The 15011-nt window shown below is 57.5% G+C and carries 14 protein-coding genes and 1 pseudogene; 5 read left to right on the top strand and 10 right to left on the bottom strand.

Annotated elements, in window-relative coordinates:
- Positions 1-18: 18 nt before the first annotated feature.
- From J0F90_RS17255 to J0F90_RS17265, 3 genes are all read right to left on the bottom strand, one after another.
- The gene (locus J0F90_RS17255) at positions 19-819 is read right to left on the bottom strand and encodes a helix-turn-helix domain-containing protein (RefSeq protein WP_033639736.1); all 801 of its coding nucleotides are present in this window, start codon (positions 817-819) and stop codon (positions 19-21) included.
- Positions 820-1522: 703 nt separating this feature from the next.
- The gene (locus tag J0F90_RS17260; protein ID WP_004936288.1) at positions 1523-1744 is read right to left on the bottom strand and encodes a hypothetical protein; all 222 of its coding nucleotides are present in this window, start codon (positions 1742-1744) and stop codon (positions 1523-1525) included.
- A gap of 6 nt (positions 1745-1750) precedes the next feature.
- A complete protein-coding gene (locus J0F90_RS17265; RefSeq protein WP_028127757.1) occupies positions 1751-2719 on the bottom strand; it encodes a DUF4013 domain-containing protein in 969 nt (322 codons plus the stop codon).
- Between the two features lie 228 nt (positions 2720-2947).
- Here J0F90_RS17265 and J0F90_RS17270 point away from each other — a divergent pair, with 228 nt between their 5' ends.
- The 3 genes and pseudogenes from J0F90_RS17270 (at position 2948) to dsdC (ending at position 6224) form a co-directional block, all read left to right on the top strand.
- Positions 2948-4444, top strand: coding sequence for a helix-turn-helix transcriptional regulator (locus J0F90_RS17270; protein ID WP_033639735.1), 1497 nt, complete (start codon positions 2948-2950; stop codon positions 4442-4444).
- Positions 4445-4578: 134 nt separating this feature from the next.
- Positions 4579-4830, top strand: a complete 252-nt coding sequence (locus tag J0F90_RS17275; RefSeq protein WP_025303738.1) for a CsbD family protein — start codon at positions 4579-4581, stop codon at positions 4828-4830.
- Between the two features lie 465 nt (positions 4831-5295).
- Positions 5296-6224, top strand: a pseudogene (gene dsdC, locus J0F90_RS17280) (DNA-binding transcriptional regulator DsdC).
- A gap of 11 nt (positions 6225-6235) precedes the next feature.
- Here the strand turns inward: dsdC and J0F90_RS17285 are convergent.
- The 3 genes from J0F90_RS17285 to J0F90_RS17295 are packed head-to-tail and all read right to left on the bottom strand — an operon-like array spanning position 6236 to position 7802.
- A complete protein-coding gene (locus J0F90_RS17285; RefSeq protein ID WP_033639734.1) occupies positions 6236-6538 on the bottom strand; it encodes a hypothetical protein in 303 nt (100 codons plus the stop codon).
- 3 nt (positions 6539-6541) lie between these two features.
- Positions 6542-7465, bottom strand: coding sequence for a DMT family transporter (locus J0F90_RS17290; protein ID WP_033639733.1), 924 nt, complete (start codon positions 7463-7465; stop codon positions 6542-6544).
- A 46-nt stretch (positions 7466-7511) separates the two neighbouring features.
- Positions 7512-7802 carry a hypothetical protein gene (locus J0F90_RS17295; RefSeq protein WP_033639731.1) on the bottom strand — a complete coding sequence of 97 codons (291 nt, stop codon included), beginning with the start codon at positions 7800-7802 and terminating at the stop codon, positions 7512-7514.
- 397 nt (positions 7803-8199) lie between these two features.
- On the opposite strand from J0F90_RS17295, the gene J0F90_RS17300 reads away from it, so the two are divergent.
- On the top strand, positions 8200-9351 hold the full coding sequence (locus tag J0F90_RS17300; protein WP_028127761.1) for a porin: 1152 nt from the start codon (positions 8200-8202) through the stop codon (positions 9349-9351).
- Between the two features lie 57 nt (positions 9352-9408).
- On the opposite strand, the gene mltB is transcribed toward J0F90_RS17300, so the two are convergent.
- On the bottom strand, positions 9409-10497 hold the full coding sequence (gene mltB, locus J0F90_RS17305; protein WP_033639730.1) for a lytic murein transglycosylase B: 1089 nt from the start codon (positions 10495-10497) through the stop codon (positions 9409-9411).
- A gap of 285 nt (positions 10498-10782) precedes the next feature.
- Between mltB and J0F90_RS17310 the strand changes: the two genes are divergently transcribed.
- Positions 10783-11238 carry a DUF805 domain-containing protein gene (locus J0F90_RS17310; protein WP_033639729.1) on the top strand — a complete coding sequence of 152 codons (456 nt, stop codon included), beginning with the start codon at positions 10783-10785 and terminating at the stop codon, positions 11236-11238.
- Here J0F90_RS17310 and pgaD read toward each other — a convergent pair.
- Genes pgaD through pgaB form a run of 3 tightly spaced genes read right to left on the bottom strand, consistent with a single transcriptional unit; the run spans position 11235 to position 15009 of the window.
- Positions 11235-11675 (bottom strand): poly-beta-1,6-N-acetyl-D-glucosamine biosynthesis protein PgaD, encoded by a 441-nt coding sequence (pgaD, locus tag J0F90_RS17315; protein WP_016926824.1) that lies wholly within the window; start codon positions 11673-11675, stop codon positions 11235-11237. The genes J0F90_RS17310 and pgaD overlap by 4 nt on opposite strands.
- Entirely contained in the window at positions 11672-13006 is a 1335-nt protein-coding gene (gene pgaC, locus J0F90_RS17320; protein ID WP_016926823.1) for a poly-beta-1,6-N-acetyl-D-glucosamine synthase, read from the bottom strand. Before pgaC ends, pgaD begins: the two co-directional genes overlap by 4 nt.
- On the bottom strand, positions 13003-15009 hold the full coding sequence (gene pgaB / locus J0F90_RS17325; RefSeq protein ID WP_033639728.1) for a poly-beta-1,6-N-acetyl-D-glucosamine N-deacetylase PgaB: 2007 nt from the start codon (positions 15007-15009) through the stop codon (positions 13003-13005). The genes pgaC and pgaB overlap by 4 nt, the downstream gene beginning before the upstream one ends.
- Positions 15010-15011: the final 2 nt, after the last annotated feature.

Consider the following 15011-nt stretch of genomic DNA (forward strand, 5'->3'; position numbering starts at 1 on the left):
TGTTTTCTTGCCTCATCACTATGTCACAGGAATAAGTATATCGACATTGACAACCTTCCCATTTAAATCCTCTTGCCTATATAACTCTATAAAAAAGCTCTCCCGCATTTTGACATTGATAGCAGGCAGATAAGCGTCATACATTACATCGAAAAAGTCAATATATTCTGACAACTCCCCCGTAAAGGGAATGACAATATATTTACCCATAGGGATATAGAAGTTAAAAATGGAATGAAAAACCTCTTGACCCTTACTGTTGGAATGCCATTTATTACTCCTTTTCTTTTCCACATTACATTCCCCCCGCTGCTTGCTTAACCATTTCTCATTGGTCTGGGCAATGTCGCCGGCATCTCTGAATTTTCTTATAGAATGAAAAATCAGCGATTTGTAATGCTTTAACATCTCAATGTCATCCGGCATGACCGTGTGGTAGAAATAGGGTTTCTTATCGTTGCCATACGGGGGGATCTGCGTGGAAAAATCCCACCCCCGGCTGTTTCTAAAGCTGTTGGGCGTTTCGCCAAAGAAACGTTTGAATGCCCGCGTGTAACATTGCTGAGAGGCAAACCCGGATGCCAGGGCGACATCCAATATGTTCCCCTGGTGCTGTTTGAGCAGAATAGCAGAGCGACTCAGTTTTCTATTCCTTATATAAGTCCCTAGCGTTATACCAAAATAATGCTTAAACAGCCGTTGCAAATGCCATTTAGAGTAACCTGAGATAATGGAAACCTTTTCAACTGACAGCCCCTCGACAATATTCTTTTCCATATATTCCAATACCTGCAAAAGAATATCTTTTCTGTAATCCATATGTGCTCCTTGCTTTTATAAGATTCGCGTCCTTTTTATTAAAATCGTTAACCAACCAAACCAAGTCATTAAGATTAATCCTAAAAAAAACCAGCCTGTCAATTCATTTTTTTCGGCATAGGAAAAACTATCGCATAAATAACTGAAAATGATCATGTTATATAAATCTCTCCGCAAGAAACCCATAAAACAAAATCAACTCGCGTAAAGTGCACTCATCAAAGATGCACTTGCCACGCCAGGTAAAATCACACTTTTTGCTAATTGTTTTACCTTAAAGTGTTTTTTACAGCCAGATTTCATGGACGAATAGGAATTTCATCATCACAAATGAAAACGCATTTTATATGCTTGGCCCGCCGATAAAACGTACTGCGGAAGAGATATAAAAGTATGACCGGCAGTCAAAGAAGACGGGAGGGATAAGCTCAAGGCTGAACATCGGTCTCAATAATCTCGCGTCGCAATAGCGCGTTTCTTTTTTATCGTTCCTGCGCAGAGAAAACGGATATCTTAACAAACCTTGCTCGATGCCCTATTTTACAAACCGCACCCATTGGGAACCCTATCTACGCCCATGAATCGCCCATCTCTCCCCCAGCAAAATACCGAGCCGACTCGCCCGCGCCTTGTTGTCAGAACGGCCGGCGGCCGCAAACAAAAAGCCCGGCTCGCGAGGCAGGGCTTTTCATTAACGGCCTGATTAATCAGCCAGGTTGTCGATCTCTGCGGACCTGTGCTTGCGCAACAGGTACAGCAGCAAAGACACCCGCCGCTCGGTGCGCTCCGGAGTATCCGGCGGCAGGTTATAGCGCAGGGTATAACGCTCGTTGTTCTCGTTGCAGAAATCGATGACGAGCACGGGAGCTGAGGCCCCCGCTACTTTTCGATAATTCAGCGAGATGCACGACAGGTTTTTTTTCATCTCAACTTACCGCGCGACAGTGCGGCGGGTTGATTCGGCAATCCGCCCCACGCCGGCGCTCAACGCAGCGCCCAACAGCAGCACCAACAACGAACCCCACGCGGCGCGAGACAGCTGTTTGGCCGCTTCATCGGCCGCTTCACGCGCTTTCTGTTCGGCCTCGGCCTTGAGTTTTTCCACTTTCTGCACCGCCTGCTGGTAAGCCTGAGCGTAGTTATCGACGATTTGGCTCGCTTCATCGCGGCTCTTGCCGGTGCGCGCCGCAACGATATTCACCAACGCATCCTTGTCGGCCGCGCTCAACGTCGGCTCACCGGACTGCTTGACGCGGTCGAACCACTGCTTAAGCTCAGAGGCGGCCTGCGCCGGATCGGCAGCCGCGTCCATGGCCGATTGTTTGCCATCGGCGGTCGCTCTATCGGCCTTCTGTTCTAACCGAGACGGATCCAGTTCCGGTTTGCCGGTCTGCTTGAGCGTGGCGTTCAACTGATTTTCCAGGCTTCCCCAGTCAAGGCTGATGCCCTTTTTATCCAGCTGCTGCTTGAGGCCTTCGCCCACGTTTGGCGCTGCCGCCGCCAGGCCGCTGCCCGCCAGCGAAAGCCCTTTGCCCACCGCGCTGCCCGCCAGCCCCACCACGCCGCTCGCCAATGAAACCATCAGCCAGGTGGTCAGCAAGGTGGTGATCGCCCAGCTCAGCAAACCATGCAAGCCACCGCGATTCGGTGCGGCGCGGCCGGCGACGAACGCGCCTGCGGCCAGCGATGCCAACGTTGAAACCAGCAGCCAGATCCCGGTGCCGGTGCCAAAGCCGCTCAGCGGGTTGCCCTGTTGCATCATATCCACGGCCTGAGCGCCAATAGCCGTGCCCAGCACGCTGAAGGTCAGATAAGTCACCAGCGCCACGGCACTCCCGGCCAATATCGAGCCCCATGACACCTGAAACGCTAAGCGATTTGATTCATAGACAGTGGTCATCGTTGTTCCTTATATTTTCTGGACAAGTGATTGCACGCACGGCGGATAACCGCGCAGACAAATTCAGTCTGCCGCGCGGCGTTGTCGGCCGTCCCGGTTCATTTGCATCAGAATGCCTAGTGCATTCACACCCTGCGAATACGCACGTTATGCACTAAGCTGCTCAGCGAGTAGCGTAACCCGCGGCCCCCTTAAGCGGCCGTCCCCCTTCTGTCTAGCGGAGAACACATGAGCCAATCCGTTTTGGCCAGCGAAACCCACCGCGGCCACCTGCAGCAAATCATCTCCGGCTTGTCCGACGGCGTGATCCTGACGGATACCGATCAAACCTTGCTATGGGCCAACGAGGCCGCGTTGGCCATGCATGGCGTGAGTCATCAGAAAGCTCTGGGGGCCGATGCCGGCGAGTACGCGGCGCGTTTTGCCCTGCGCTATCGCAACAATCATCCGCTGGTTTTGGAACAGTACCCGCTGAACCGGGTTGCCAAAGGCGAAACCTTCACCGATGTGGTGGTGGAGGTTCGGCAGGTCGACGATCCGGACAGCTTCTGGGTGCACCGCCTGCGGAGCCTGATTATCACCGATGCGCAGGGGCAGCCGGAGCTACTGGCGCTGATCCTGAGCGACGCGACGGAGTGGGCCAGCGCCGAACAGCGTTTTGAAAAAACCTTCAACGCCAATCCGGCGCCGGCGGTCATTTGTCGGCTCAGCGACCTGCGCTACGTCAAGGTCAACCAGGGGTTCCTTGATATGACGGGTTATCAGCGTGAACAGGTCATGGGGCGTTCGGTTTATGAACTCGACGTTTTGGAACAGGCGGAGCACAAAGAGCTGGCGGTGCAGCGCCTGGGGGAAGGCGCCACCATCCCGCAGATGGAGGCCGAGCTGAAACTGCCCGGCGGAGGAAGCAAGCTGGTGGTGGTTGCCGGCCAACCGCTGGATATCAATGAAGACGACTGCATGCTGTTCACGTTTACCGATCTCGAACCCCGACGCCAGGCGGAATCGGCGCTGCGAGAAAGTGAAGAGCGGTTCGCCAAGGCATTTCGCCTGAGCCCAGTGCCGACGTTGTTATGTACCGCGCACGAACGGCGCGTGCTGGATGTCAACGAAGCCTTCACCCGCGCCACCGAGTACGCCGCCGAAGACTTGATCGGCAAGACGGTCGGAGAGATCCCGTTTATTGACGATCCGGAGGCGAACCGCCGTTTGTTTGCCGCCCTGGAAAAAAGCGGCAACGTCGAAGGGCTGGACATCCGGGTGCGCAAGAAGGGGAGCGAGTCGATTGACTGTGTGGCCTCGGCGGATGCCGTCAGCATCCACAATGCGCCCTGTTATCTGCTGGTGCTCATGGACATTACCGAACGCAAACGCTCGGAGCTGGAGCTGGTAAGCGCCATCGAAGAAGTGATGCAGGACGCCTCCTGGTTCAGCCAAACCCTGATCGAAAAACTGGCCAACGTGAAAAGCATCAACCGGCCCGACCAGGCTGGATTCACCGCCAGCGATCTCACGCCACGCGAGCGCGATGTGCTGGAATTGATTTGCGAGGGGCTGCCGGACAAGAAAATCGCGGCGCGTCTCAATCTGGCGCTCAACACCATCCGCAATCATGTCGCGACGGTCTATTCCAAACTCGGCGTGCACAGCCGCAGCGAAGCCATCGTCTGGGCCAGAGAGCGCAGGCTGTTTACCGGCGGAGCGGCCTCCAGGAACGGCAAGTAGCCTGCAAATGCACTACCCAAACAGATGCAAACGCCCCTTATAGGCCAAAAGTGAAGTGCATAACATGGCGGTGCAAATGCAGGCTTTCGCTCTGTGCGAACGCCAAACGGATCGAACCTTAGGAGCACATCATAATGAACAGCGAAAAAGCCAATGGCATGATGGACAAAGTGGCGGGCAAAGCGCAGGAAATCGCAGGTGACGTCAGCGGTAACGAACGTTGGCAGGCCGAAGGCGTTACGCGCCAGGCAGTGGGCGCGCTGCAAGAAAAATACGGCGACGCCCTGAGCTGCGCCGGCAGTATGATGAAGAAAAACCCCCTCGCCGCGTTGGCACTCGTTGCCGGCGCAGGTTTGTTGGCCGGCCTGCTGCTGCGCCGCCGTTGATACGCGCCGGCGAGCAAACCGCTTTTCCCTGAATGTCGCGCCCGGAGGGTAACCACCGGGCGCAGTTCTATCGGCCTGAGGGGGCGCAGTATTATCGATTGATGCCTCCGCTCGTTTGCCGCTGGGATTAACGCGAATTCTGTGTCGCCATGCGACAAATTATTGCGGCGAAAACGTTATATCCCGCAGGGAACATGAGCCTTTATCGTTCAGGCTGCGCACACCGTCTTTACTCGCTGCTTAACGGCACGTCTTTTTATTATATTCGTCCTATTGCTGATTATCATAACCCTCTCACTCAGTGCGCCCACTGCCTGTTATTTCCGGTTGTTATGCAAGCAAGTTAATTTCCCTTCAACATAACGATATCTCTCAGCGTAAAAACTGAATATATCAATCAGTCTGGGTTTATCCTCCGCGCCATTAAATGTTAATATTGCCGTATTATGCGCATGGAGAAATAGCATGTTCCCCAGTAAAAAACATTCGCAGCGGGCAACCCCGCTGACCAGCTATCAATTTTCCCGGCTGCATACTTTCGAATGCGTCGCCCGTCATTTATCTTTTGCGCTGGCGGCGCAAGAATTGTCGATCACCCCCAGCGCCGTGAGCCACCGCATTAATTTGCTCGAAAAGGAATTGGGTTTTCTGCTATTCCAACGCTTTCATCGCCGAATTACGCTGACGCCGGAGGGCGAGCGCATGCAATGGGCGCTGGACAGTTCCTTCAACACCTTGAATCAGGAAATCCTGGACATTAAAAATCGCGAGTTGACGGGGACCTTGACCCTCTACTCGCACCCGTCCCTGGTGCAATGTCTGCTGCTGCCGCGCATCGGCGACTTTATCGCCCAACACCCTACCATTCACCTCAATATTCTGACCGGGCAGGAAATCATCAACCTGGCCAACCGCGGCGTGGATCTGGCGATGTACTTCGGCAAACTGCCCTCGGGGCGGCATCTGGACGAAGCTTTTATGCAGGAATCAATGGTGCCGATCTGCACGCCGCAGTACGCCGCCGCATATAACCTGTATGATGCGCCGGAAAACCTGGCCCATTGCACGCTGCTGCACGATCGCTACAACTCCGGCGAAGATGAGTGGCAAACCTGGTCGCAACACTTTGCGCTGGGGCTGGATACCGACAGTAAAAGCATGGAGTTCGACCGTTCCGACTTGCAGTGCTGGCCGCCACGCGGCACCTTGGCGTCGCCATGGGGCGGCTCAATCTGGTGCAGGACTGGATCAAAAGCGGCGAGCTGATCATTCCGTTCACCGACATGACCGTGCCCTGCGAGCACTGCTATTTTATCTCGACCATTTCCGAACGGCAGTGGCCCAAGATCCTCGCGTTTAAGCAGTGGATCATGAAAATCTCCCCTCTGGTCTGATGGCCGGAGGGTTAGCGCTCTATTTTGGGAGAATAAGAAAAATGCAGCGCGCAGGCGTAGAGCCGGCCAGCCTTTGAATAAGAGATATATTTGCGGTTTTTATCCCAGGCCAGCAGGGTATTATTGGCAAAATAATAAACCTCCAATTGCATCCCATTAGCCAACCTCGCCCAACCCCGGCTTCTTATTACGGTAAAATCACCGTTATCGCTGAGCGTAATCAGCGGCACGCCCCAGGCATAGCGGGATATTTGCAGCTGAATAATGAATTGGCTTTCGCAGCTTATTTGGTAGTTCTGTACATCAACATCCATAATTTATATTTTTGGTGCCACCCTTCGGTCAACATAAATAAGATATGAACAACTCACTACGATTAACCCCAGTACGATCAGCACGGCACCCAATACAAATTCAATTTGCAATGGTTCGCCGAGAATGACGGCCCCCGCCAGGATGCCGAATACCGGCGTCATAAAGGTGAGAATGCCCAGCGAGGAAGCCTGATAACGGCGCAACAGTGAAAACCAGATCAGGTAGCTGAAAAACGACACGATCACCGTTTGGAACAACAGGCTGCTCCAGGCCACGGGGCTCAGGACGACGTGCAAATTGTCCGTCGCCAGCGCCAGCAGCGACAGCAGTACACAGGCGCCCGTCAACTGGAACAGCAGCGTCTGTTTGGCCGGGCACTCCGCCAGGCGCGTGGTACGGATCACCAGGGTAGAACCGCCCCAGGCGATCCCCGCCAGCAGGCCATAGAAATCGCCTTTCAGCCGATCGGCCCCGCCGCTTCCCTCGGCCATGCCCGATATGGCCAGAACCACGCCGCCAAAGGCGATGAGCATGCCCAGCCACTGCACCGGCGACAGGCGCTCCTGACGGATCAGGAAATGCAGGCCAAGGGCGGAAAACAGCGGCGCGGTGTACAAAAACACCGCCATATGCGAGGCGCTGGTATAGCGCAACCCTTCGGAGACAAAAAAGAACTCCAGTGCGAACAATGCCCCTACGCTCAAACCGGCGCTCAGCGTGGCGCGATCCCAGGTGAAACACTCGCCGCGGCAACGCGCCAGCAGGTATACCCCCAACGCGGCGAGACCCGAGCGAATGGCAATTTGCAGTACCGCCGACACATCCGCCTCGGCAGCCTTGATCGCCACCTGCTGCATTCCCCAGATGGCGCAAAGCACCACCATGGCGGCCGCAGCCCTGCCGTCAATACCGATTCTTGCATTCATAATAGGATTCTCGCCGCCGTTGAAATAATCACAGGCTGCCGTCGCGTTATTCTTTATACACCACGATTTCCTGATAAAGCTTAATAACTTCGCCATCGCTGTCGACGGAGTCGGTATATTCAGTTTGCTGCGCTAAATGAATCACCCTCCATCCTTTACGCGCCAGTTCCGGGATCGTCAGGCGCCCCACGCCGCGGCAGGTAAACAGGGTGTCGTCAGATAACCTGAGCTTACTAACCTCCGCATAATCATAGGCTTGAGAATGGCAAACGTGCGATTCCGCCGCCATCGCCGGTAATGAAAATACCCCCGCCAACAACATTAACAGATTTCTCATGGCGACCTCCCAATCGCTTATTCCTGCTGACCGATTACGCAGAAAAAGGCTAACGTTAATACGGCGGTGACAGGCTGAAATTAATTATCTCTTGCACGGATAAAATTACAGGCTGACGCCGATGACTGACAAATGAAAAATATAAACCTTGGCGTTAGATGAATTCATCCGAATTGAAAGGCATGAAAAACGGCCCTTTTCACCGCACGAAATGGTCAAAAACCGGCCAACAATTAGCAAGAAAAGTAATTATTTATGTCACCGTTTATGTTACAAATGCCGCCCGCCGCTAAAACACCAAAAAAACCGTCAAAATGCGTGAAAACGCAGCGTTCTGCGCAAAACATCGGCATGGCGGCGCTGATGGGGGCGGTCATACATAAAACAGGGATAACACATGGCAATGAAATTGCGCGTATTGACTCAAGCGGTGGCGCTGGGTCTGGCGATCGGCAGCGCGTCGTTCGCCGCTCAGGCGGAAATCACCCTGCTGAAGCAGGATCCGCAGGCTGGCGATCCGCTCAGCCGCCTGAACTTCACCGTTGGCGGCAGTATCCGTCCGCAGTTCAACAACATGACGGGTGACGGTGACAAGGGCTCTTACAAGCGTAACGGCTTCGACGGCGGCACCCGCTTCCGTTTCGCGGCGGACTACTACCTGTTCGACGATATCAGCTGGATCAGCTACTACGAGCTGGGCGTGAACATTCCGGCGCTGTTCGACTGGGATCACCACTATGCCGACGGCGCGAGAAACACCAGCCGCCGCATGCTGTACACCGGCCTGAAAAGCAACACCTGGGGCCAGATGACCTTCGGTCAGCAGAACAGCGTTTACTATGATGTGGTTGGCGCCAAAACCGATATCTGGGACTACGACATGCTGGCCCAGGCACCGGGCAACGGCATCAACGGCGACTACGACGGCTCTTACCGCTCACGCAAAATGCTGAAGTACAAGAACCGCTTCGGCGATGCGGACGTTTACGCTTCGTACCTGTTCAGCGACAGCGACTATCTGCCGGGCAACGGCCTGCGCTACAAGCGCAAAGGCGGCGGCTCACTGGGTGTGGATTACCACATTACGCAGGACCTGACCTGGGGCACCGCCTGGAACTACACCCGCGCCGAAATGCGCAATCCGTCCACCAGCGGCAGCAAGAGCTATGACCAGAACATTTTCGGTACCGCCATCAGCTGGAAACCGGACAACTGGACCCTCACCTTCGGCGGCGGTTACTACAACGACTTCCTGACCACCAAGAAAGCCGACATCAATAATTACTTCGCCGGCGACGCATGGGGTATCGAATACCTGGCCGGTTATACCGTGCCGGTTGGCCAGTACGCGGTGAAATCGGTGATGCCGTACTTCATGGGCGACCGCCTGGAATACATCACCGGCCGCAACTACCAGCGCATCGACAACGGCCTCGGGGTTACCGTGCAGTTTGACTACGGTTTCCGCGTTGACGTGGAGCATGTGCTGACATCGAGCACCGACAACCTCGGCGATATGACCGTGGTGCGTCTGCGCTACGATTTCTGATTGCTCAGAATGCAAAAAAGGCCGCGCAAGCGGCCTTTTTCGTTTATTGACGCAGCGTCAGAAGCCGCCGCGCGCCGAGCGCCCGACCGCTTCGCCCAGTTGCCATACCGCCATGGCGTAATGGGTGCTGTGGTTATAGCGGGTGATGACGTAGAAGTTCGGCAGGCCGTACCAATACTGGTAGCCGGTGCCGACATCCAGCCGCAGCAGACTGGCTTCCTGATTATCGCCGAGCGAGCCCTGCGGGCTTAGGCCGGCTTCCGCCAGCGCGGCGATCGAGTAGCGCGTCTTGAAGCCGTTTTCCAGCCCCGGCGCCTGGCCGTTGGCCTGAATGGCGACCGGCTCGCCTTTGGACCAGCCGTGTGCTTTGAAGTAATTGGCCACGCTGCCGATGGCATCGACCGGATCCCACAGGTTGATATGCCCATCGCCGTTGAAGTCGACCGCGTAGCTTTTGAAGGAAGAAGGCATGAACTGCCCATAGCCCATCGCGCCGGCAAAGGAGCCGCGCAATTCGAGCGGATCGTCGCCTTCAGTGCGCGACATCAGCAGGAAGGTTTCCAACTCACCGGCGAAGTAATCGGCGCGGCGCGGGTAGTTGAAGGCCAGCGTCGCCAGCGCGTCAATAATGCGGGTTTTACCCATTACGCGGCCCCAGCGGGTCTCCACGCCGATAATCCCCACGATGATCTCCGGCGGCACGCCGTATACCTGCCAGGCGCGCTGCAGCGCATCCTGATATTGATTCCAGAACACTACGCCGTTTTGCACGTTATCCGGGGTGATGAACTTGTTGCGATAGCGCAGCCAGGAACCGTTCGGCCCGGTTGGGCCCTGGGTAGACGGCGTCGGCGCCTGCCTGTCCATCAGCCGCAGCACCGAATCCAATCGCCGAGCCTGCGCCAGCACGTCGTGCAACTGCTGCCGGTCAAACCCGTGTTCCTGCACCATCTTATCGATAAAGCGCGCGGTATTCGGGTTATTGGCGAAATCCCCTCCCAGCGGCGCGCCGCTGTGCGCCGGGCTCAGCAAAAAGCCGCCCTTTACCGGGGTGCTCTGCGGCGTAGCGGTGGTACTGGGTTTCGGCGTGCTGCTACAGGCAGCAAGCAAGGTAATCAGCGGTAAAAGCGCAACCAGGTGACGCATCGGATATCCATATAGCCATGCAAGAGATAAGTGGGAGTTATGTTAATGCATTGTTCAACGCGAACAAACAGGATTATGCCGCCAATTACCGCGCCAGGTAGCCAAACGTGCCAAATTGTGACGTTTTGCACGGTGAAAGGACGCCCGGTGCGGCCGCGTGGAATCTCAACCGCGACTAAATGAGAAAAGTTATCACCTTGACGCCCCCGTTTGCCCCGTTAAAATGCCCGGCTGCTTGCCATCCGGCCGCCGCCGGGCGGTCAATGATTACGACAACGGACTGTGATGGAATCTCTCGGACAACTCGCCAAAGACCTTTACCGCGGGCGCATCTCGCGCAAACCCTTTGTTTTCTCGCTGGCGATCTTCGCCGTTGGCATCGTGCTGTTGTCGTTTCTGTCGACCTATCTGGATAAAAACCATTTTCGCGCCCATGCGCACGGCGACACCGAGGAATTCGTCTCGGTGCTGCTGTATCTGCTGTGCATCATGGTGTGGGCGCTGTTCTGTTTTGGCCTGGTGGCGTGGTTTATGGCCAAAACCGCGTTTCGGCTCAACGATATCGGCCTGCCCGGCTGGATGTTGGCCGTAACATGCTACGTTTGCTCGGTGCTCAACAACTACGCCCCCGGTCCGGTGGCGCGCTGGCTGCCGCTGTTCAGTCTGGCCGTCATGATCTGCGTCCTGCTGTTGCCGCCCGACGGGCTGCGCCGCAAGCCGGACGGCAACGCTGACGATTAACGCAGCTGCACCACCTTGTTCGCTGCCGGTTCGGCCGCCGTCAGCCTGCCGCTAACTTGGCTGATGCCGCCGCCGCTGTTGTGGGACACCACGGCGATCGGCAAACGCCGCAATTGCCGGGTCAACTCCGGCGTGATATAGCCGATGTGGGTGTTCTGTTGCTGTTTCCGCCAGCGGTCGGCCGCCCTGCGACGGGAGAAATACTGGTTGTATTTGGCCCAGGCGATCAGAGTGACGGCATTGAACAACGCCACAATGATATACAGCGAGATCACTTCCAGCAGCGACAGAGCGGAGCCCACCCCGTGCTGATCCATTACCGACATCAGGCCGCGACTGAACAGATAAAGGAAACCGCACCAGGCGAAAAGCGTCAGCAGGCTGTCAACCATACGCGGCAGCAGGCCGCGCTCGGAATAAATCAGGACGTCCGTCATTCTTTGATCCTCCCAATGCCCCGGTCGGGGCTTATCCAGCGCGCACGCCCGCGCCGAGCTTTCAACATCACTTTGGAAAACGCCACCAGCGTGGTCAGCAAGCTGAGTAGCCAATACACCAGCGGATACCAGATGATCCAGAACAGCGAGCGGCCGAAGCCCTTCTCATAACGCTTCTCCAGCAGCAGACTGACGGTGAACTGCAGCAAGCACACCACGCCCAGCACCAGGCCGGTAAACGCCGGCGTCAGCAGCGAGTGAATGCGGATGCCCTCCGGCAGCGGCACCGCCAGTCCGACCAGAAAAATCAGCACGCTGACCAGGTAAGTGAACGCCCACAGCGTGGAGAGGCAATACTCGGCGAACAACAGCCACATATGCCGGTGCTCCCAGGCCCACAGGTTGCGCAGATTCTTTAAAAACACCTCGGCCCCGCCCTGCGCCCAGCGCAGGCGCTGCTTCCATAGCCCGCGCAAGGTCTCCGGCATCAGGATCCAACACAGCGCTCGCGGTTCGAAGAAGATAGCCCAGTGCTTCAGCTGCAGCTTCCAGCTGATGTCGATGTCTTCGGTGATCATGTCCTGACTCCAGTAACCGACATCGGTGAGCGCTTGCTTACGAAACGCCGCGACCACGCCGGAAATGGTGAACAGGCGGCCATAAACGCGCTGCGTGCGCTTGATAAGGCCGATGATCGACGAAAACTCACCGACCTGGATGCGGCCGATCAGCGTGGAGCGCGTGCGGATGCGCGGGTTGCCGGTCACCGCGCCGACATGCGGATTGGCCAACAGCGGCGCCACCAAATAGGCTGCCGCATCGCGATCCAGCAGCGCATCGCCGTCGATGCACACCAGATACTCGCTGCGCGCCGCCGCTGCGCCCGCCTGCAGCGCGATCGCCTTGCCCTGATTTTGCGCCAGATGGATCACTCGCAGCCGGGGGAACTCCAGCGTCAACTGGTCCAACACCTCGGCGGTGTCATCGCTGGAGCCGTCGTTGATGGCGATCACTTCGATATTGTCATAGCGCTGCGCCATCGCCGCCGAAATGGTTTCACGCGCGTTCAACCCTTCGTTGAAACAGGGGATCAGCACGCTGATCGATGGGTTGCCCGGCAGCGCCGGCGCGGGCATGTCCGGGCTCCAGCGCCAATGCCGCTCGCGATGCAGCCAGAAATAGATGCCGCCGGCGATCCAGATGCCGGACATGAACAACGGCCAGAAGAACACGAAGTTGAGCAGCATTTCGCCGGTAAACAGCAGGACGATGCCGAAAGGCACGCTCAACACCAGACACAGGATAAATAAGGCAATTAAACGATCGGTCATGGCAGTGGGAACCAGGCTGAGGACAACACCGGGCGAACGGCATCCAGCTTAGGCCGATCGTCGAGGAAGTTGTCGGGGTAATAACCAAAGCTCTGAGCGCCATTGCGCTGCAGGCGACGCATCCATTCGGCCAGCAGTTGACCGTCATCCAGGCTGACCCGGCGCTCCTTGCGCCAGTCGACAGCCTGCAACTCAAACACCGTTTTATCGAGCGCGCCGGGGTAAGCGGCCACTTTGCCCACCAGTTGATCCAGCCAGCGGCCGCTGTCGGTGCGCGGCACGTTTTCCATCAGCGGCATCGCCATCGGCGCCACCCAGTCGTAGGCCTGCAGGAAATCCGCCAGATTCTGGCCGAACCAGGCTTCACTGGCGGGATCGAGCACCGGCATCGCATAGATGTTGCGCGCGGTTTGCACCTGCGGGCCGCGGATCGCCCGCACCCGCTCGGTCAGCGACTGGGTAAAGTCGATCAGCGCCCGGCTCTTGAAGCGCGTCCAGCGCGCCATCGCCTGCGGATCCTGGCGTATCGCCGCCACCGAACCGGCGAAGCCGGCCTGCCGGTAGGCCGCAACGGCGTCGGGGCCGGCATCTTCGAAGTCCGACAGCAGGGCATCGTCGTGGAACAGGATCCCTTTGAAGGTGGCGTGGGCCGCCAGATCCTCGTAGATCTCACCGATGCGCTGACGCGCCACCGGGCTGAACGGCGACAGGCGACGATACTGCTTGTCGTCTACCGACAGCTGCCCGCTTTGCGGATCGAGGCGCTGCACGCGCGGCACGTCAGGCCCCAGCTCGAACGCCAGCACCGGCATCCAGGCATACACGGCCACGCCGGTGCGCGAAGAGAGCTGCCAGGAGACTCGGTTGAACAGGTCGGCCTTCATCGGCAGCCAGCGGTTGGGGAAATAGAGCTCGCGCACGTTGCCGTCGCCTTTTGGATCGGCGAACGCCTGCAGGAAAACGGTATTGATGCGCAGGTCGTAGATGCGCTGGATCAGCTTGTCGAGGTTTTTGGCCTGCTGCTGCGGATCGGGATCGTAGAGGTAGTCGAGATCGACGTGCGCCACCCGCATGATCTGTCGGTTCTGTATCTGCGTCAGTTGCTGGGCGAAGCTCGTCAGCGACGGGTTGCCGGCCACCAGCATGCGCGGCACGTTCTCAGGCGCGTTGACGTCTCCCAGCCCGTTCTCCAGCGTCAGCGCCATGCGGTAACCGTGCTTGCGCGCGATGTCCAGCGCCACGCCGCCGGCCGCACCGTACGGCCAGACCCACACGCGCGGCGCCTTACCGGTGGCGGCGGTGATGCGCCGGGTGATCAACGCCACGTCCTTCTCGATGCGTTGGCGGTATTCCGTCTCGCTTTCGTAGCGGCCCTGTTTGGCGTCGTACAGCCGATTGGCGACCGCCGGTTCGGTATTGCCCTGCGGGTTGGCGATGCCGCCGTAATGCGAAGCGTAGGTATGCGCGCCAATCTCCACCAGCCCGGAGTCCGACACTTCCCGCACCTGCTGCCAGGTGAGGAAGCGATCGCGCGGCGTCATCAGGCCGCCGAAATCGACCGGCTTGCCGACCGGCGCATCCAGCCAAACGCCGACCGGCGCCAGCACCGCCGGCCAGTTGTAGGCCTTCAGCAGCGGGAATACCCGGCTGTAGAAGCTGCGGTAGCCGTCGTCGAAGGTCAGCAGCACCGCCTTGTTCGGCAACGCCGGGCCGCCGTTTTGCGCCTGCAGGATCTGCTCGACCGACACCGGCTGGTAGCCGTTTTGTTTCAGCCAGGCGAACTGTTCGTTGAGCGCGCTGGTGCGCACCGACATGTAGCGCTGGTCCGCCGCGCCGTCTTCTACGTCGTGATACGCCAGCACCGCGTAACGGTTGGCCGGCCACGGCCGTTCCATCGGCCCCACGGGGCGCTCCGCCGGCGGCGTGAAGCGCGGCACGTCCGCCTGACTGCAGGCGGTGGTCAGCAAGGCGGCCAACACGAGAAGTGAAGATCGAATAAGCATGA

The sequence above is a fragment of the Serratia marcescens subsp. marcescens ATCC 13880 genome (assembly GCF_017299535.1).
Classification (GTDB): Bacteria; Pseudomonadota; Gammaproteobacteria; order Enterobacterales; family Enterobacteriaceae; genus Serratia; species Serratia marcescens.

Bases quoted from the DNA above. Each gene is read 5' to 3' on its own strand.
- J0F90_RS17265 (WP_028127757.1), bottom strand. From the start codon at position 2,719: ATGACCACTGTCTATGAATCAAATCGCTTAGCGTTTCAGGTGTCATGG.
- J0F90_RS17270 (WP_033639735.1), top strand. From the start codon at position 2,948: ATGAGCCAATCCGTTTTGGCCAGCGAAACCCACCGCGGCCACCTGCAG.
- J0F90_RS17310 (WP_033639729.1), top strand. From the start codon at position 10,783: ATGGAATCTCTCGGACAACTCGCCAAAGACCTTTACCGCGGGCGCATC.
- J0F90_RS17300 (WP_028127761.1), top strand. From the start codon at position 8,200: ATGGCAATGAAATTGCGCGTATTGACTCAAGCGGTGGCGCTGGGTCTG.
- J0F90_RS17260 (WP_004936288.1), bottom strand. From the start codon at position 1,744: ATGAAAAAAAACCTGTCGTGCATCTCGCTGAATTATCGAAAAGTAGCG.
- mltB (WP_033639730.1), bottom strand. From the start codon at position 10,497: ATGCGTCACCTGGTTGCGCTTTTACCGCTGATTACCTTGCTTGCTGCC.
- J0F90_RS17285 (WP_033639734.1), bottom strand. From the start codon at position 6,538: ATGGATGTTGATGTACAGAACTACCAAATAAGCTGCGAAAGCCAATTC.
- J0F90_RS17295 (WP_033639731.1), bottom strand. From the start codon at position 7,802: ATGAGAAATCTGTTAATGTTGTTGGCGGGGGTATTTTCATTACCGGCG.
- pgaD (WP_016926824.1), bottom strand. From the start codon at position 11,675: ATGACGGACGTCCTGATTTATTCCGAGCGCGGCCTGCTGCCGCGTATG.
- J0F90_RS17290 (WP_033639733.1), bottom strand. From the start codon at position 7,465: ATGAATGCAAGAATCGGTATTGACGGCAGGGCTGCGGCCGCCATGGTG.
- J0F90_RS17275 (WP_025303738.1), top strand. From the start codon at position 4,579: ATGAACAGCGAAAAAGCCAATGGCATGATGGACAAAGTGGCGGGCAAA.
- pgaB (WP_033639728.1), bottom strand. From the start codon at position 15,009: ATGCTTATTCGATCTTCACTTCTCGTGTTGGCCGCCTTGCTGACCACC.
- J0F90_RS17255 (WP_033639736.1), bottom strand. From the start codon at position 819: ATGGATTACAGAAAAGATATTCTTTTGCAGGTATTGGAATATATGGAA.
- pgaC (WP_016926823.1), bottom strand. From the start codon at position 13,006: ATGACCGATCGTTTAATTGCCTTATTTATCCTGTGTCTGGTGTTGAGC.